An 18,633-nucleotide genomic window follows, 5' to 3' on the forward strand; every position below is an offset into this window, starting at 1 on the left:
CCAATCTCTTTCAATCTCCCTCAATCTAATTCAATCTAATTCAATCTCCCTTCAATCTAATTCAGTCTCCCTCAATCTAATTCAAACCCTACAACTGCCTCAGCGGATTCACCAAGGGCTTCCCCAATTCCGGAATGGATATTTCAAACCGATCCCCGTCCTGTACTTCAATGCCATCGGCAAAGCTCGCTACTGCGGTACCAAAGTAATGGACATGTACATCGCCTGGCTGCCGGAATAGCTCGTATTTGAAATGGTGGTGTTCCAGGTTGGCCATATTGTGACTCATGTTGGCATTTCCTGTCAGAAAATTCTTTTGCCAGACCACTTTACTTCCCCTTTTTATCGCACTTACTCCCTCCAGGTGATCCGGCAGTTCGCTAATCAGCACCTCAGGACCGTATGCACTGGCCCGGAGTTTGGAATGAGCCAGGTAGAGGTAATTGATTTTCTCCATTTTGTGGTCTGAAAACTCATTGCCCAGGGCGAAGCCCACCCGAAAAGGATTGCCATCAGGGTCAATAACGTAGAGTCCTGCCAGTTCGGGTTCTTCTCCGCCATCCAGGGCAAAGGAAGGGGAGATCAATGGATGACCGGAGGGCACCACACATAAGCCGTTGCCCTTGTAAAACCACTCGGGTTGCACGCCGGGTTCGCCATCCACCATTTTGCCACCGTCCAGGCCCATCTGAAACATTTTCATGGAATCGGTCAGTTCATCGGGTGCTGCACTTTCCAGTTTCTGGTGCATCTTGTCCCGGGAGGCAGCGGATCCCAGGTGGGTTAGCCCTGTTCCTGTAATCCACGATCGATAAGGGTCCGGATGCGCCAGGGGCAGCAGGATTTGGTTGTTGGAGACCAGGGGCTCATAGGGTACCTTTTCCCTGCCCACCAATTCCTCAACCAGTTCAACGAGGGATTTGCCGGTATCAAAGGCCTTTTGAGTCAATGCATAGCTGCTTTGGATATCCTTTACAATACGGAGATGATCGCCATCGACCAGGCCTACCTGGGTGGTGTTGTATTTATTTTTAAATTGTACGATTCTCAATTTTATATGGATTTAGGATAAGAAAAGGGAAAAGTTAGCATGGTCAGGGATAAAAGACAAGAAAAAAAGCCATCTAAATGGATTTTTCAATTCGGAAAAGGCAAGGGATATATCTTTTAAACAGAAATTTTCCGGTTATTTAAAGTCTGATTACCAAAGGAACTATTTTCTTTCCCCAGCCCATCAATCTTTTTCAATTTCATTCAATCTCCCCTCAATCTTATTTAACCTGGTGCCTGAGCCTACCGAAAGCCCACCTCCCTTCAATCTCTCTCAATCTTGTTCAATCTCCCCCCCCATCTCCCCTCAATCTTCTTCAATCTCATACCAGAGCCCGTCGAAATCCAATCTCCTCCCATCAATCTCTTTCAATCTCTTTCAATCTTTTTCAATCTCCTCCGATCAATCCCCCTCCGAATTCAACCCCTCCAAATAAGCCGTAAGATGTGCCACATCGCTTTCATTCATGTCCAATTCACCAGGTTCCGGCATGATGCTGCGGGCAAACCGCTTCCTGGAAGCAATATCTTCGGAAGGTATATTGTAGGCTTCATTTTGCATGCCTTCCAGTACCACAATGGACCCATCTGCCTGGAGGAAACCGGCAGCTACCGTTCCATCTTTTAAGGTAATCAGCCACATTTCATAGCCAAAAGCTACCCCTGCACTGGGATGGATGATGGCATCCAATAAGCCCTCCTGATCCAGTTTGGCTCCGATCATGCTCAGGTCAGGACCAATGTTCCGGCCTTCCTCACCAATGCGGTGACAAGTGGCACACTTGCCCTGATAAACCAGCTTTCCTTTGGCAGGGTCGCCTTCCAGCGCGGTAATTTCCGATACGGATAGCGCATCAGGTTTGGAGTCATGGGTGAAATAATCTCCCGCCAGTACCCGTGTGGCTTGCTCCGGATTTTGGAAGATATCCGGGCTGATTTCCGCCATCAGGTCTTCCGGAAGGGCCTTTTTCTCTGCCAGGGCTAGCAGCATCATGCCCCCGATACGGTCCCCCGCCATGGCTTTTCCCGCCTTGATTTTTTCGCCTTTGGAAGCAGTAGTACTTTCCAGGATGGATTTTAATTCCAACATTTCCTGCTGGATTTCAGGGCTGAGATTGGCTTCCATCTCCGGTATTTCCATGGCAAAGGCATTCCATTCGTTGTTTCTGCGGTACCGCAGCCACCAAAGTGCCCGTTCGTTTACTCCCAACATTTCCGAGGCGGCTATTTCCTGCATGGCGTTGACGGCTTTTTGGTCCGAAATAAAACCCAGCGCAGCGACCGACTGCTGCCGCTCGGCAGCGGAAAGTTCTGGGGAAAGGGCCCTTTCCTTTAGGCTTTCGATCGCCTGATTTGGGTGCAGGCGCCAAATCAGGTCGGCATATCCGGGTTTCCAGGTAAGGGCATCGCCTCCCAATTCTTGCTGCAATACCGGGAAAATTGCTTCTTCTTTTCCCTCGATGGCCAATCCCAACGCTTCTACGTAGTACCGGTCACCGCCTTCGTGCTGAGAGGCAAGGGCAATTAAAATTTCTTCTACTTGATCCTGGGGTAGATCCCGAAGGGCCACCGCCACTTCACGGCGAACTGCCGGAGAGGGATCGCTGCTCAATTGACGGGCATGGGGTAAAAAATCTTCCTTCGCCTGACGTAAGGCACGGAAAGCGGTTAGCCTTAGGTCCGGATTGTCAGCATCCAACTGACTTTCAACGGCCGCTATTCCTGCCTCACCCATCGTTGCCAGCAACCAAATAGCGCGGGCCTGATGGTATGGGTTTTCTTCGTTCAAAATTTCCTTTACCGCTTCCACAGCTGCGTCTCCTTTTTCAGCCAACAGCGCAAAACCCGCATTTCGCACATTAACGGCTGGATTCAATAGTGCTGCTATTTGCCCTTCGGTGCTGCTTAGGTCAATTTCAGGCTTGGGTAAATTTTTACCTTTAGGGGTAATCCGGTAAATGCGCCCATATCCGGTGCTGTCGATCATGCGATGGCCTCCCACCATTCCATCGTACCAGTCGGCGACGTATAGGGCACCATCAGTTCCCACCACTACATCACTTGGGCGAAACCATTTGGTTTTATCTTCGCCAGTGGTTCGGCTTTCAGCATCTTCCACTTCTTCTTCCCTGAGGGAGGTGATCAGGTTGTGACGTTTTAGTTTAAATCCGGCCCCCATTGGTTCGGGTTTGTAGGCAAGAATTACATTACGGCCTGCCTCACCCGCTAGTAAGGTTCCGCGATATTTTTCTCCCAATAAATCACTTTCGTAAAAGGTAACACCGGTGGGCGATCCGGCACCCGTACTGTCTCCCATTGGGATGACTCCCGGATCATCCTGGTGCCAGTGAGCGGCTACGGTAGACTGACCCGGACGACGGTCTGCCTGCCACCTTCGTGATCCATCCGCATTGAAATAGCCCATATTGCCTCCTTCCATCAGCCAGGAAACACGTACGCCTTTATTACCGTCGTCGTCGTTGTCATTTTGCCACATATTCCCGTAAGAATCCAGGGCTAACTCATAGGAGTTTCGAAAATTATGGCCCAGTACTTTCATGCCGGTGCCGTCGGGATTGACCCGCAAGGCAATGCCGCCTACCCACATTTTTCCATCGTCGCTGACCATGCCCGGTTTGTTATCCTTCATATGCGGAGAACCCCCATTGTACAAGCTTCCGGAGCGGAGTGTCCAGCCGCTTTTATCCGTCACAATATGTGGCCCTGCATTGCCGGCATTGAAGTAATAGTTACCGTCGGGTCCGGCCACCACTGCATGCAGGCCGTGGTCATGGTCCAATCCCCCAAAGCCTGTTAAAAACACTTCTTTTTTATCCGGTTTATCATTCCCGTTTTCGTCGGTATAAATGATAATGGAGGGACCACTGGAAACGATGACTTTGTTGCCAATAACCGAGATGCCCAATGGGGCGGTCAGGTCCCTGTCCTGCACGAATACTTTGGAAGTTTCCGCTTTTCCATCTCCGTCTTTATCTTCCAGAATCATCACCCGATCCCCTGCTTCATGGTTTTTGAATTTTTCCGGATCATTTCGGAACAAGCGGTAATTTAACGCTTCGGTCACCCAAATTCGGCCCCGAGCATCCACATCCATATTGGTAGGATTAAAAAACTGGGGCGATTCTGCCCATAGGGTGGCTTCCAAATCTTCCGGTAAATACAATTGGGTACTGTCTGAATAATATTTTTCACTCAGGGAAAAAGGAGTTTTCGGTTCCTCTTTTTTACAGCTGAAAGCGAACAAGGAAGTGACCAGAAGGGTCATTCCATATAAGACTTTTTGAAAGATTGATGGGCTTGAAGTAAGCAAATTATTAGGCATGTTGGGTGAAATTTAATTGGCCAATTGAGGGCGTTTATACCATGATTAGTTTACAATTAGCTTTAAAAGTAACAAAAAATGAAATCAAAGGAAAGTATTGTTTTTTCAGATCGTCACGATTTTTATTCTTTTGGAAACAAATGGTAATTGAGCCCGAAAGAGATGCCCATCAGGTGATACCGATGGAAATACCAAGTTTTTCAGCAATTTCCTTGTGGCTGAAAGCTTCTACCACATATAGGGTAAAGACCATCCGATAGGCCGGAGGGAGGCATTGCACCAATTTAAGGATATCTTCAGCATGCAATTGGGACAAGGTCTTTTCAGCATCAGGCCGGTCTACATCCTGCACGATTTCCACATGTTGGTCATTGTATTTTTTATTTTTCCGATAATGATCAATAGCCGTATTAATTAAGATTTTTCTTAACCAGCCGGCAAAGGATAGGTCAGGTGAATACCGCTTGATCTGCGTAAAAACTTTCAGGAACCCGTCGTTCAGAATTTCTTTGGCTTCTTCAGGACCGGATGAAAAGCGAGCGCAAATACCCATGGCGTAGGGATAGGTATGTTTGAATAGCTCATATTGTGCTTTGGATTGGCCCTGGCAGCATTGGTCGATGATTTTTTTTAGTTTAGGGGAATCGTGCAGGTTCATATGTAACTACATCACGTTAAAAAGGAATGGAGGGGTTGCCTGAGGGATAAAAAGATTTTTGATCGGAGTATTAAATGGCTTGGATAGTGATACAAGTAGATAAATTTTCCTATTAAAGTGGGCTGGAACATGCTAAATGGCGAAATTCATGAAACTAAAAATTGTTGTTTTCATTTTAATTAGTTAAAATAAACGATTAATATCCTGATTATACCAAGCTAATTACCTAATCTCATGACAAAACGCAGAGAATTTTTAAAGAAATCCGCCATAAGTTCCGCAGGAATTTCCATTGGGGGGTTGGGATTCAGTGCAAAAAGTTATGCTTCCATCATAGGTTCCAATGAGCGCATTAACCTTGCTCAAATTGGAATACGAAACCAGGGAACCGTACACATTAATAATTATTGCAGCCTGAAGGACAGTCACAATGTGGTTTTAAAGGTGCTTTGCGATACTGATGAAGCACTCTTTGATTCCAAATCCAAGATAGTTGCCGATAAGACCGGCACCAGGCCGGCACTGGAATGGGATATAAGGAAGGTGCTGGAAAACAAAGAAATCGATGCGGTATCTATGGCTACACCCAATCACTGGCATGCCTTGGGGACTGTTTGGGCCTGTCAGGCAGGAAAGCATGTCTATGTGGAAAAGCCTGCATCCCATAACCTATGGGAAGGTAGGAAGATGGTGGAAGCTGCCCAAAAGACTGGGTTGACGGTGCAGGTAGGATTAACCAACAGGGCCTATAATAATGTAAGGGAAGCCATGCAGTTCCTTCATGAAGGAGGTATCGGAAAGCTATATATGGCCCGTGCGCTTACGTACAAATTACGCAATTCCTACGGCACCGCAAAAGACTCCAGGCCCCCGGCCAATTTCCATTACGACCTTTGGTTGGGCCCGGCATCCTACCGTCCCTACAATGAGAAGCGCAGTCACTACAACTGGCATTGGTTCTGGGATACGGGAAACGGTGATTCGGGAAACACAGGTACCCACCAGCTGGACATTGCGCGTTGGGGACTACAGAAGCATGAACATCCCGAAACCATTTATTCCATGGGAGGATTATACGGGTTCAATCAGGATGAATGCCAGCCCGACAACTGCACCCCCGGCACCATGGTTTATGGAGATGTGGAAACCTATGGGCATGACAAATCCATGCAGGAAACCCCCAATATTCAGACTGCCTTGTTTAAATATACAGATGGGACCCTTCTTGAATATGAGGCCCGGGGCAGGTATACCAACCAGGAAGGGAGCGACGGCAAGGAAGTGGGTAACCTCTTTTACGGATCGGAGGGTTGGCTGGAAATCGCCGGTAATAGCTGGAGAGCGTTCCATCAGGGGGAATCCCAACCATTTGCCAGCTCAAAAGACAGCAGTTCTGCGCAGGAGGCCACGCTGTTCTCTAATTTCATTGAATCAATCCGTTCCGGGAACCATAAGCTGCTACAGTGTGATATGCGGGAAGGTTTTTATTCCAGCGCCTTGCCCTTACTGGCCAATATTTCCTACCGGGTGAAGCGCGAACTGAAATTTATGGGCGATTATGAAAAATTCGCCAACGATTCAGAGGCGGACACCTTGCTATCCAGGGTATACCGGGAGCCTTATTCCATTCCTAATTAGCTTTTATTTATCAGTTTAAAGATATGCTGTAAATCCGTAACACCATTCTATATTCAATTGATTAACAAAGGGTAAAACCTGTCAGGTTTCACCTACTCAATGTTTGGTTTTGGCTGAATATCGATAAAAACCTGACAGATTTACTGATTTTCGGTGTGTATTATGTACATACACGATTTTGGGGCTTTTCAATTTTGCCTCATTTGTTTTGGCCGTTCCATCTGGTAATGCTGCCATTTTTAAAGTAAAAACCTGGATTCTGCTTTTCAGAAATTTCTCGAAGAAATCAAACAATTTGAATGATGTAATTAATTTTATTTCATTGCTATCAAATTCAAATACTTTTGGTAACTTGAAAATACAATGGACCCATTAAAACTTCGGTTTCTTCTAAAAAAAATAGGAGAAAGTAATGATGAACGTGCTTTCTCGGTGTTTTTTGATCATTACCATACCCGGTTGATCGAGCTGGCCATGCTTTTTGTACCCCGTTATGATCAGGCAGAAGAAGTGGTAGCAGATGTTTTCCTAAAGATATTGCAAAAAAAGGCCACGTTATTGGGTATTGAAAAATTTGAAGGGTATCTGTTTAAAATGGTGAAGCACGAATGCCTTAATTATTTGAAAAAAAGAAAAAAGCAGGATTCTGGTAATGTGTTGGTGGATGATATTCAGGATTACCATTGCTCCGACAAAAGTGATCCCGAAAAAACGATGATCAACAATGATTTGGGCAGGTTGCTGCATCAGGTTATAGACCGTTTGCCGCCAAAAAGAAGGTTGGTTTTCAAAATGGTCAAAGATGATAACATGTCCTATAGGGAAGTGGGGAAAGTCCTGGAGATTTCCGAACGCACGGTGGAAGTCCATTTAAAACTGGCCATTCAGGATCTTAGGAAAGTATTAAGTAGTTATTACCATGAAAACGATGAAATCATTCCCATTTCAAAAAAGCACTTTTTAACCATTTTTCTATAGTCAGGCCGTTTTAAAACTGGGTGTAGGTTACCTTAAACCAAGATTATTGAGCCATATCCTAACCCCTAAAGGGACTAAAGTCGGAAAGATTTTTTTCACCGATTTGGATGGTCGAATTTTCTTTTCAAAAAAATTCCGTTTTCCATTACGGGATATTTTCTAAATCCATGTCTTTAGTGGAAAGTAGTCGAATTGAATGGATGAACATCAGCACATAGACAATTTAATAGTAAAGGTTTTAAATGGCAATGCTTCAAAACAAGAAAAAGCAACAGTCAATCATTGGGCTGGGCTTTCCAGAAGCAATGCTTACGAATTCGAAAAACTGAAGGCCATTTGGAAACTACCTATAGAGGATTCCAAATTAATCGGACATGAAGAGCAGAAGCAGAAAATCTGGAGGGCCTATGCTTCTGAAAGTCAATCATCAAAATGTGTGCCCGAAACCCCTTTTTACCGAAGGGGATGGGTGAGGGCAGCTGCTGTTCTTGCCATCATTCTTTTTCCGTTGTATGTATTTTATTTTGGCCAGGAGCGGGGCATTGAGGAAAAAGGGCCTGAAATGAAAATGATCAGCAAGTCCAATCCTACTGGCCAAAAGTCCCTGATACAACTGCCCGATGGATCCAAAGTATGGTTGAATGCGGATAGCCAAATCAGCTTCTATGAGGGGTTTTCCGACTCACTGAGGGCCATTAAATTGGAGGGGGAGGCTTATTTTGATGTGGTGAGGGATAGCCTCAGACCTTTTGTTGTCGATGTTGAATCCTTATCGGTAATGGTGTTGGGCACGGAATTCAATATCAGCGCTTTTGAGGCCGATAAGGATTTGAAGGTGACACTGGTGGACGGATCGGTCCAGGTATCCAATACCCAACAGGAAAACGATTTAATCTTGAAGCCAGGGACGGGTCTTGTCTATTCCAAAGTAAAAAATCATTTTCATGAATTTTCCGAAACCAGCAACCCGGAACTTTTTCACAGAACTACTGAGTGGAGGCATGGAAAACTCATTTTTGATGGGTGCAATTTTGAGGATTTTGTCAAGGAAATCAAACGCTGGTATGGGGTCAAGGTACAAGTGGTGGGTAACCCTCCGGAGGATTGGAACATAAGGGCCAGTTTCCAAAACGAGCTATTGACTAATGTAATGGATGCTGTTTCCTACAACAAGGCATTTCGGTACGAAATAAAAGGAAAAGAATTGATCATTATGTTTCACTAAAAACAAACTGCCTATAGAAAAAAAATACCGTATTGATGTGCCAATCAATACGGTAGTAATCAGTTGTATTGCGTGTTAAAACAATAAACCTTGTAAAATTATGAAAAAAAGAGTACTAAAACTACTACTTATGGGGGTAACCTATACCTTTATTGGCCTGGTATTCCAATTACTTTTCATCAACATGTTGTGGGCTACAGAATCGAATGCGCAGCGTGTAAAGCATATCAAAGACGTGATGGTCCGTGTAGAAATCCAGGACAAGACCTTAATGGAGACTTTTGGGATACTGGAACGGAAATCCCCCTTCAAGTTTGTCTATGACAAAAAGGATGCTTTTTTGAACCAAAAGTTCAACATTGAAAAGCAAACCTTATCCATAGAGGATATCCTGGTAGCCATTGCCAGGGAAAAGAAGCTCAAATTTAAACAGATCAATCACAACATAACGGTAAGTAAACCAGTCAACTATCTCGAGGAAGGGATTAAGGTAGTGGATACCAATGTTGAAATTACGGGTAAGGTCATGGACGAAAACGGGGAGCCTCTTCCGGGTGCTACCGTTACCATAGAGGGCACGAGTACAGGAACAGTCACAGATATGAATGGCAATTTCTCTATAAGTCTGGACGAGGGAGAAGTGTTGGTAATTTCCTATATCGGTTATCAAACCAAAAAAATAACCATAGAAAATCAAACGCAGGTATCCGTTTCAATGGAATTGGACGATACTTCTTTGGGCGAAGTAGTGGTCATTGGCTATGGAACCCGTGAAAAAAAGGATCTTACGGGAGCCATTTCTCAAATTAGTTCAGATGAGATTACTAAGACCGCAAGTATGACTCCTGAACTGGCAATGCAGGGCAGGATGGCAGGTGTTTTTGTTTCCAATCCGGGATCAGACCCTAACGCCAGACCTTCCATTCGGATACGGGGTGTTAGTACCCTTGGGTATAATGATCCTTTATATGTGATCGATGGAGTTCCCTTGGTGGAAGGTGGAGCCGCTTCAGGAGATGCCCGTAGTCAGGATCAAAGGGGAAATGTCAATGTTTTTAACCTGATAAACCCAAATGACATCGAATCCATTTCGGTGTTAAAAGACGCATCTGCCACTGCTATTTACGGAGTCCGCGCTTCGAATGGAGTAATCCTGATCACTACCAAAAGGGGGGCAAAGGGAAAACCCAAAGTAAGCATTTCGTCACGATATGGCGTTCAAAACATTAGAAATGACTGGGAGGTAATGAATACCCAGGATTATGTAGACACCTATTTAGAGGCCTTGAATAATAATCCCGCTGCATCTCCTGACCCTAATTTTTTCCAATTCTACGATAGCGGTTCCCCAGCGTATTTAGGAAATAGTCCTTATTATACAGATGCGTGGTTAGAGGCTACCAAGGTAAAGAATGCGGTAATCCAGGACCACAACGTATCCATTACTGGAGGCAATGAAATGTCGAATTATGCAGTGGGAGCTGGTTTTTCTGGTCAGGAGAATGCCATGTTTTCCAGTTCCTTCAACAGGTACTCGGCCTATGTCAATTCGGATCATCAGGTAGCCAGCTGGTTGAAGGTTGGCGAATCCTTTCGGTTCGTGTATTCCCAAACGGCCGAGGACGGGGGAGCAGGCTTGAATACCGCTTTTTCGGCTCCCTGGCAACCCTTGTACGATCCTTCCGGTTTAAGAGGTTATGCGGCACCCGGCAGGACCGTTGGGGATACTTTTTTAAGCAACGGTTATGGTGGGGCTACCAGAAATAATTTTCTGGGCATTTCGGAATTGAATACGGTGCAAAGGGATATGATTCGGAACATAGGCTCTTTTTATGCCGAAGCAAGCCCGTTAGAAGGGTTGCGCTTGAGAGGTACATTTAGTTTTGATCAATTTTCGAATACCCAGCAAAGGTTTTTTGATCAAAGACGTGGAATTTTCGAAGCCAACCAGGGAGTACCCTATTCGGGTGAGGGAAATACCTATAGGAGAAGGATAAATGAAAATATTAACATCGTTAAGGAATTCTTAATAGGGTATAATAAGAATTTTGGCAGTCATAGTATAGATCTGATCCTCAATGCCATGGATCAGGAAGTCCAATGGAACAATACGCAATTGGCAATTGATCAGAATTCGCCTTTACCTGGATGGGATCAAAGAAGGATTGACGAAGGCTGGCCCCGAGAGGACAAAGGGTTACTTTATGAAAGGAATCCCTCAGGGCTCCAGGGATATATGGGTAGATTAAGTTATAATTTTGATAGTAAATATTATTTGGATGCTACCGTCAGAAGAGATGGGACTTCAAAGTTTGGGCCTGGCTACAAATGGGGAACCTTCCCCAGCTTTGGCGCAGCTTGGAGGATTTCTGCTGAGAATTTTGCCAATCAAAGTTTTATTGATGATCTCAAATTAAGAATAGGATGGGGACAAACAGGAAATCAGGAGACACGTGATTTTGCATTTTTATCCCTTGTCAATTTTAATCCGGTATATTCCTTGGGATCCGGTGGCGCAGCCATAGGGGATGGCAACATACAATCGGCAGCTGCTTTGGGAGATTTTCCCATAGTGGATATGAGTTGGGAAACCGTCACCACTACTAATATCGGTATAGATGCCTTATTGTTTAGCAACCGTCTTTCATTAACGGTGGAATACTATCAGAGGTACACGGATGGTATCCTGCAAGCAATCAATATCCCTCAGGTAATAGGGGCTCTCTCTCAACCGGTGGTTAATCTCGCCAATGTAGACAACCGAGGATTTGAGCTGCAGGGAAGTTTTCAAGATCAGGTGGGTCCTTTCAGTTACTCTATAGGAGCCAATTTGACTACTGTAAGAAACAGGGTTTCCAATCTATACCAGGGAAGGCCATCTGGAGGAAATTCAAATAGAATCGAAGAAGGCAGACCAATAAATTTTTTATGGGGATATGTTACCGATGGGATATTCCAAACGGAAGAGCAAGTTGCGGACTGGCTGGCAGCACAGGAGGATCCCGGATTTCAGGCCCAAAAATCTCCCGGGGACATTCGATTTGTGGATATTCAGGGGCCACCGCAAGAATCTGACGGAGAAAATGCATTTTTCAGTCCCAGCCCGGATGGAAGGATTGATGCCTTTGACCAAACCTATATCGGTAAATCCATACCGGGATATTATTACGGTATTAATTTAGGGTTAAACTATAATAATTTTGATTTTACCATAGACTTCCGGGGCATGGGTGATGTTCAACGGATTTTCACCAATGGCTTGCAAAGTGTCGGTTCCGGAGGGGGAAATTACCTGGTGGACTACCTGGACCGATGGACACCGGACAATCCATCGAATACCATACCAAGAGCCATCACAGATGACCCATCCGGAAACAATAGAATCGCAGACCGGCATGTGACCAACGCAGGTTTTTTCAGGTTTCAAAATTTCCAGTTAGGTTATAATGTCACCGGAAACCTGCTTTCCAAATTGGGGGTAAGTAATTTAAGGGCCTATCTGATGGGGCAAAACCTGTTGGTTTTCAGTCCGTATCCCGGCCTGGACCCTGAAAATGATACTACTCCCACCACCTTTATTTTGGGTGTAAACCTTGGATTTTAACAAAACCGAAATTAAGATGAAAAATATATATCATATTATCAGTGTGATGGCATTCGCTGGTTTGGTTTTCATTTCCTGCGATGATTCCACCATCGAATTAGATCCCATCGGAGATACCGAGGCTGGTTTTTTTCAAACAGAAGAGCAGATGAATCAGGCCGCATTGGGCATTTATCAAAAAGTCACCTTTTTTTATACCTTTAGGGGTGGTCCAAACAATTTCCTACAGGCGATCTGGCAGTTGCCAAGTGATGACCTGACCACAGAAGCCAACCACCCCCATGAGTTTTTTGTTGGTTTGAATGGGAATAATGGACAGTTGAATGCCTTTTATAGATTTTCCTACCAATTGATTGCACGTGCCAATACCCTTCTGGAAAAAATAGAAGAAAATGGATCCTTTGCGTATGAAAACCAACCTGAATTGATGGATTACCATCGAGGAGAGGCTTTGTTTTTAAGGGCATGGATGTATTTCAGGCTTTGGAACACCTACGGTACGGCACCCTTGGTCACGGATAGAATTATTGCTTTGGAAAATGCCTTTCCTCCGAATTCGGAAGGTACCGAACTTCTGGATCAGGCTATTCTTGATCTGGAAGAAGCAGCACAGATTTTACCTGAATCCTGGGATGATGCCAATAAGGGTAGAGTGACGCGCAATTCTGCCTTGGGATTAAGAGGAAAAGCTTTGGTGTTTAGAGGAACCGTTACCGCAAATAATTCAGACTTTACCGCAGCTATTCAGGATTTTGATGCCATTTCAGGGATTTCGTTGGCGCCCAATTATGGCGATAATTTTAATGCTGCGATAGAAAATAATGACGAATCCCTTTTCGAGTTTCAAGCCAACAATCAGACGGCATTAAATAATGTGTTTCTGGACAACGATAGTTTTGCCGTAGTCGGCGATATTGGTGCTTATTATGGGCATTTTGTCAGGCGACCCTCTTGGGTAGGAAATACGGTTTATTCTGCTACCTCCTCGCTGATCAATGAATTTGAGGCAGGAGATCCCAGAATCAACTATGTGCTAGACCCAGAACCTGATCAGGTCACCAATGTTGTAAAATATATTCGGGATGGAAATTGGACCAATCCTCCGGGAGGGCCTAATGGCTCTAGCAGGAATAACCCAAGAATTCTCAGGTACGCAGATGTATTGCTTTTGAAGGCAGAAGCCATCGTCCGTTCGGGAGGAAACCTGCCAGAAGCCGTTGCCATTTTGAACCAAATCCGGGAAAGGGCACGAATGTCCGTAGAGAACGGGGAAACCTCTCCGGTTCCGGCGGATTACATGCTAGCTGGAAATGGAGAGAACACAGTTCTTGAGTGGATTTTTAAGGAAAGAAGGATGGAGTTGGCTTGCGAGGAAGGTCACCGTTGGTATGATTTACGAAGGAGACATCTGGCAGGTGAAATTGATCTGAAATCATGGGATTTTGACAGCAAAAGAATTGACCTTGAATTTGAAGATTACCATGTGAATTTCCCCCTACCTGAAATCGAAGTAATAGAAAATGAGAACTTGAACCAGAATACCGGGTATTAAAAGGCTTACCTATCGAACCTATTGAATTGTAGAAATGGGCATGGACCCCGGCAATGAAGAAAGGATACCTTTCCCAGTTCCGGGGTTTTTTTTATTAATTTCAAGCAATAACTAAAAAGCCATAGATGCCTTATTTATGGAAGTAGGTACCAATATTTTTCTGGCCAACGGACACAACTATCAGGATGAGCGCTTGCGTCTGTATTTGCCGGGTAATGGTGCCCTGCTCACCGCTGTGGCCATGATGTGTGCAGGATATGGAGATTCGGTCGATCCCTTACCTGGTTTTCCCGATGACGGTACCTGGGAGGTCAAGTGGGAAGGGTTAAGTAAAATGTGGTGAAAACTCACCACCATTTCGAAAAAAAGGCTATGGACCTTTAGGTAATCATTCAATCCGATACCTGAAGTTTTGTTTGGCAATATTATGATAATTACCCTAACTTGAACCTCAATGAATATAAAACCAAACTGACCCAAAAAATGAAAAGATTAATCCCCCTTGTAATCCTCCTGATCGTAAGCTTGGATACGCTCCTGGCCCAGGGCAACCGAGCCATTTTCGAAGAAATGCCAGGCATGGTTTCCTATACTTACCGGGATAGCTTCTCCAAGGATGTGGCTGCCACCCTGGACACTTTGCAGGCCATGGGCATCAAAGACATGGAATTCTCCAACCTCTTTGGTAAAACTGCCGCCGAATTGCGGCAACTGCTCGACGAGCGGGACATGTTTTGCTCTTCTTTTGGGGTCGGTTATTCAGACCTGGTCAATAAAACGCAGGAAGTGGCGGAGAATGCCAAAACCCTGGGGGCAAAATTTGTCCGTGTGGCCTGGATACCCCACGAGGCACCTTTTGGACTATCCGATGCCGAAAAGGCCATTGCTGATTTTAACAAAGCAGGAAAAATTTTAAAGGAGGCGCACGGACTCACTTTTTGTTACCATAACCATGGGTATGAATTTTATCCCCATGACAACGGGACCCTCTTTGACTACATGATGGCGCAGACCGACCCGGAATATGTAAGCTACGAAATTGATATCCTGTGGACTTTTTTTCCCGGTGTAGACCCTGCGGCCCTGATCCATAAATACCCCGACCGCTTTAAATTGATGCATCTGAAAGATCTGAAAAAAGGGGTAGAAGGTAACATGTCCGGAGGCACTCCGAAAGAAAACGACGTGGTGCTGGGTACGGGCCAACTGGATCTTCCTGCCATCCTTAAAGCTGCGAAGGAAGCGGGCATTGAGCATTTCTACATAGAAGATGAAAGCCCGGTGTACTACCAGCAGGTACCCAAATCCATAGCATTTTTACAGGGTTTGAGGTATTGACCTTACCAAATTACCGTCAAGAAGCCTTCTAGAATGGAAAATCCGTATGGCCTTGTGTCAATCCCGCAAACGGGACCATAACACCCAATCTGGTTTCGTGATGGAGTAGGTTTTCATCGTGTTGATTAGCAGGATATCCGGACTCAACATTTGGATGCTTGATTTTAGCGGTTTAATTGCTAACTTTAAAAAGGTAAATTATTGAATACCATGGCAACTGAAGTAGTGAAACGCTTGATCAATGTGGATGAATATTATAAAATGGCCGAAGTTGGAATCCTAAAGGCAGAAGATCCGGTAGAACTTATTCACGGAGAAATTTTTCAGATGAGTCCGATAGGAAGCAGACAGGCAGCGATAGTTGATTACCTTGCCAAGGTAATGAATCAACTTTTTGATGGAAAAGCTATTGTCAGAGTTCAAAATCCAATTAGATTTGATAATAATAATGAGCCAGAGCCAGATATCTCCCTATTAAAATATAGGTCGGATTATTATTCTACGGCACATCCAGGATCTGCTGATGTGCTTGCCCTTATTGAAGTGTCCGGCTCTTCCATTCGTTTTGACAAAGAAGTGAAAGCCCCACTGTATGCTGCACATGGTATTCGGGAATGTTGGATAATTGATCTGGACAACAATCAAATCGAATTCCTTTCCAAACCTCAAGGGGATGCCTACACCAAAACCCGGGTTTTTGGGCCTGGTGATGAGGTAGGGCTAATGGGTAAAAAATTCTCTGTTAAAGAGTTGCTTATTTTGGACTAAAAAAGCATGTGTAATAACTTGAGACAATCAAATGTGGGACTTTTTCCTTTCTGGAAGTATTTTAGGCAATTCCTGGGTTGAAAGATTTTTATTTGAATGGACCGCCATGTCCATGTCTTTATGACCATAGGATTTCGATTTGTTTTCAGAACAACCCTTTAAAAATAAAATATTTGTGGTTCAATAATTGCTTATGATCCTTCAAACATGAACCATGAAACTTTTCCAATGTCGCCATTGCGGGCGCCCGGCTTATTTTGAGAACACGCATTGTAGCCATTGCCAAACTCAACTGGGTTTTGATCCTCAGAGTCTGGATTTGCTTGCCCTGGAAGTTCAAGAGGACCATTTGCTTACAAAAAATAAGGGCCAGTCGGCCTTTCGATATTGTGAAAATAAAAAAATGGACGGTTGCAATTGGCTTATTCCATTGTCAGCTTCCAATCGTTTTTGCAGGGCTTGCGCCCTAAATCGGGTCATCCCGAATTTGGCTAACCCAGCCTACAAAAAAAGGTGGCAAACCATTGAAACGGCCAAGCACAGGTTGATCTATGCCTTATTACGCCTGGACTTGCCGTTTTTTCCGTGGAATGAAACGACCGGAAGCGGATTGGGCTTTGATTTCAAAGCAAGTCAAAACCAAGAAAACGTTCTGACCGGGCATGCCTCCGGTATTATCACGATGAATATCGCTGAAGCAGACGATGTGGAACGGGCCATGGCTAAAAAGGAAATGGATGAGGTATACCGTACTGTTTTGGGCCATTTCAGGCATGAAATAGGACATTATTATTGGGACGTCCTGGTCGCTGGATCGGAAAGCCTCGAAGAATTCAGGTCTCTTTTTGGAGACGAGCGTGTTTCCTACGCCAATGCCCTGAAAATACATTATCAAAATGGAGCTCCCTCAAATTGGCAACAAAACTACATTTCTTCTTATGCCAGTTCCCACCCCTGGGAAGATTGGGCGGAAACATGGGCGCATTACCTGCACCTGGTTGGTACCCTGGAAACCGCCTTTTCCTTTGGATTGACCATCAATCCAAAGCTGGAAAATCATCCCGCCGGTACTTCCACACTGATTTCGGAGGATCCTTATCTTTGCGCTGATTTTTCAAAGTTGCTCCATCAGTGGATACCCCTGTCTCTGGCATTAAATAGTCTGAATAGAAGTATGGGACTTCCTGACAGTTATCCTTTTGTCATTTCACCCGTAATCGCTAATAAAATGGCATTGGTTCACAAACTAGTTCGAAAAGGTGGTGGTAGCCATTAATTCTCCATTTTTTCCGTTGAATATTCCGGTTGGATACCCTACCAATTCTATTTTTTCCTGCTGCAATCGATCGGTTCCTTGGTTCGAAAAAACAGGGCAATGTTAATAGGTAGTTGAGTAACAAAAACAATACTATAAATGGATAAATAATGTATTCGTAAATAGTAGTATTTATTTGTATGCTAAATTCATTATAAAATTTTATATTTAACCTGAATATAGATTTTTAATAATTAAATTCTAGAGAAAAATGATGCGTTTTTATTCACTTTTTTTAAGTCTGTTTGCTGCCGGATGGTTGCTGGCTTGTTTGCCGGAGGAGGGGGATTCGAATCCAGAGGCTAATTTACCTGCGAAAACACTTACAAATCAGGCTTACGGAACTCATCCGCGCCAAATTTTTGATATCTACCTTCCGCCCAACCGGCATGAAAATACCCCCACCCTGATTCTGGTTCATGGGGGAGGCTGGAAAGAAGGAAATAAATCGGACATGAATCCATTCCGGGATTTTTTACGTGAGCAGCTTCCCTACCTGGCGGTAGCTAACCTTAATTACAGGCTGGCTGATGCTTCGAACAAGCCCTATCCCATGCAAATCGAGGATATCAGTTCCTTGGTGGCTTATTTGGAGGAGCACCGGGAGGAATACCAGCTTGGTAGTCGCCTGGGCTTTCTTGGAGTTAGTGCTGGGGGACATTTGTCGCTGCTGTGGAGTTATGCCCATGATACGGAAAGTAGGGTAGAGATGGTTTGTAGTGTGGTAGGTCCGACTGATTTACTGGATGAGTCCTACCGAACCGCCACAAATGAATATTTGCGGGAAATGTTAGACTTATTTGGGGGAAATGAGGAGCTGCTGACAGCAGCGAGCCCGATCTATCAGTTGCAAGCCGACTCGCCTGCTACCCTACTTTTTTATGGGGGGAATGATCCGTTGGTTCCCAGTTCGCAAGGAATGCGCCTTAGGGACAGGTTGTCGGAGCTTGAAGTAGCACACGAATTTCATTTTTATCCCAATGAAGGCCATGGCTGGCTGGGATTGAATTTGCTGAATAGTATGATTAAGCTGAAAGCATTTATAGACAAAAAGCTCCCAAATATACCTTAAAATAGGGCGTTTGATTTGGTTCAGGGATAGTAATTTTTAAGGGGCTGAAAGAATTCAGACGGTTTATTTTTGAATTTTTCCGGGATCGGAGA

At 44.6% G+C, this 18,633-nt stretch carries 13 protein-coding genes; 10 read left to right on the plus strand and 3 right to left on the minus strand.

The features are described from left to right. Nucleotides 1-88: 88 nt before the first annotated feature. The 3 genes from araD1 to GJQ68_RS12115 form a co-directional block, all read right to left on the minus strand. Entirely contained in the window at nt 89-1,051 is a 963-nt protein-coding gene (araD1, locus tag GJQ68_RS12105; protein WP_162417547.1) for an AraD1 family protein, read from the minus strand. 402 nt (nt 1,052-1,453) lie between these two features. Beyond that, nucleotides 1,454-4,393 (minus strand): PVC-type heme-binding CxxCH protein, encoded by a 2,940-nt coding sequence (locus tag GJQ68_RS12110; protein ID WP_162417548.1) that lies wholly within the window; start codon nt 4,391-4,393, stop codon nt 1,454-1,456. 169 nt (nt 4,394-4,562) lie between these two features. Next, nucleotides 4,563-5,051, minus strand: a complete 489-nt coding sequence (locus GJQ68_RS12115; RefSeq protein WP_162417549.1) for an RNA polymerase sigma factor — start codon at nt 5,049-5,051, stop codon at nt 4,563-4,565. A gap of 234 nt (nt 5,052-5,285) precedes the next feature. On the opposite strand from GJQ68_RS12115, the gene GJQ68_RS12120 reads away from it, so the two are divergent. The 10 genes from GJQ68_RS12120 to GJQ68_RS12165 all read left to right on the plus strand — a co-directional run bounded on the left by GJQ68_RS12120 (nt 5,286) and on the right by GJQ68_RS12165 (nt 18,541). Continuing rightward, nucleotides 5,286-6,689 carry a Gfo/Idh/MocA family protein gene (locus GJQ68_RS12120; protein ID WP_162417550.1) on the plus strand — a complete coding sequence of 468 codons (1,404 nt, stop codon included), beginning with the start codon at nt 5,286-5,288 and terminating at the stop codon, nt 6,687-6,689. Nucleotides 6,690-7,052: 363 nt separating this feature from the next. Further along, complete coding sequence (locus GJQ68_RS12125; protein WP_162417551.1) at nt 7,053-7,667, plus strand: RNA polymerase sigma-70 factor; 615 nt, start codon at nt 7,053-7,055, stop codon at nt 7,665-7,667. A 196-nt stretch (nt 7,668-7,863) separates the two neighbouring features. Next, nucleotides 7,864-8,892 carry a FecR family protein gene (locus GJQ68_RS12130; RefSeq protein WP_162417552.1) on the plus strand — a complete coding sequence of 343 codons (1,029 nt, stop codon included), beginning with the start codon at nt 7,864-7,866 and terminating at the stop codon, nt 8,890-8,892. A 100-nt stretch (nt 8,893-8,992) separates the two neighbouring features. Continuing rightward, nucleotides 8,993-12,496, plus strand: a complete 3,504-nt coding sequence (locus GJQ68_RS12135; protein ID WP_162417553.1) for a SusC/RagA family TonB-linked outer membrane protein — start codon at nt 8,993-8,995, stop codon at nt 12,494-12,496. 16 nt (nt 12,497-12,512) lie between these two features. After that, nucleotides 12,513-14,048, plus strand: coding sequence for a RagB/SusD family nutrient uptake outer membrane protein (locus GJQ68_RS12140; protein WP_162417554.1), 1,536 nt, complete (start codon nt 12,513-12,515; stop codon nt 14,046-14,048). A gap of 136 nt (nt 14,049-14,184) precedes the next feature. Beyond that, on the plus strand, nt 14,185-14,391 hold the full coding sequence (locus GJQ68_RS12145; protein ID WP_202927929.1) for a hypothetical protein: 207 nt from the start codon (nt 14,185-14,187) through the stop codon (nt 14,389-14,391). 140 nt (nt 14,392-14,531) lie between these two features. Then, the gene (locus tag GJQ68_RS12150) at nt 14,532-15,386 is read left to right on the plus strand and encodes a sugar phosphate isomerase/epimerase family protein (RefSeq protein WP_162417555.1); all 855 of its coding nucleotides are present in this window, start codon (nt 14,532-14,534) and stop codon (nt 15,384-15,386) included. 210 nt (nt 15,387-15,596) lie between these two features. Continuing rightward, the gene (locus GJQ68_RS12155; RefSeq protein WP_162417556.1) at nt 15,597-16,154 is read left to right on the plus strand and encodes a Uma2 family endonuclease; all 558 of its coding nucleotides are present in this window, start codon (nt 15,597-15,599) and stop codon (nt 16,152-16,154) included. A gap of 214 nt (nt 16,155-16,368) precedes the next feature. Further along, the gene (locus tag GJQ68_RS12160) at nt 16,369-17,430 is read left to right on the plus strand and encodes a zinc-binding metallopeptidase family protein (RefSeq protein WP_162417557.1); all 1,062 of its coding nucleotides are present in this window, start codon (nt 16,369-16,371) and stop codon (nt 17,428-17,430) included. Nucleotides 17,431-17,680: 250 nt separating this feature from the next. Next, a complete protein-coding gene (locus tag GJQ68_RS12165) occupies nt 17,681-18,541 on the plus strand; it encodes an alpha/beta hydrolase (protein WP_162417558.1) in 861 nt (286 codons plus the stop codon). Nucleotides 18,542-18,633 lie beyond the last annotated feature (92 nt).

Origin of the sequence: Cyclobacterium roseum, assembly GCF_010119225.1 — a bacterium.
Lineage (GTDB): Bacteria > Bacteroidota > Bacteroidia > Cytophagales > Cyclobacteriaceae > Cyclobacterium > Cyclobacterium roseum.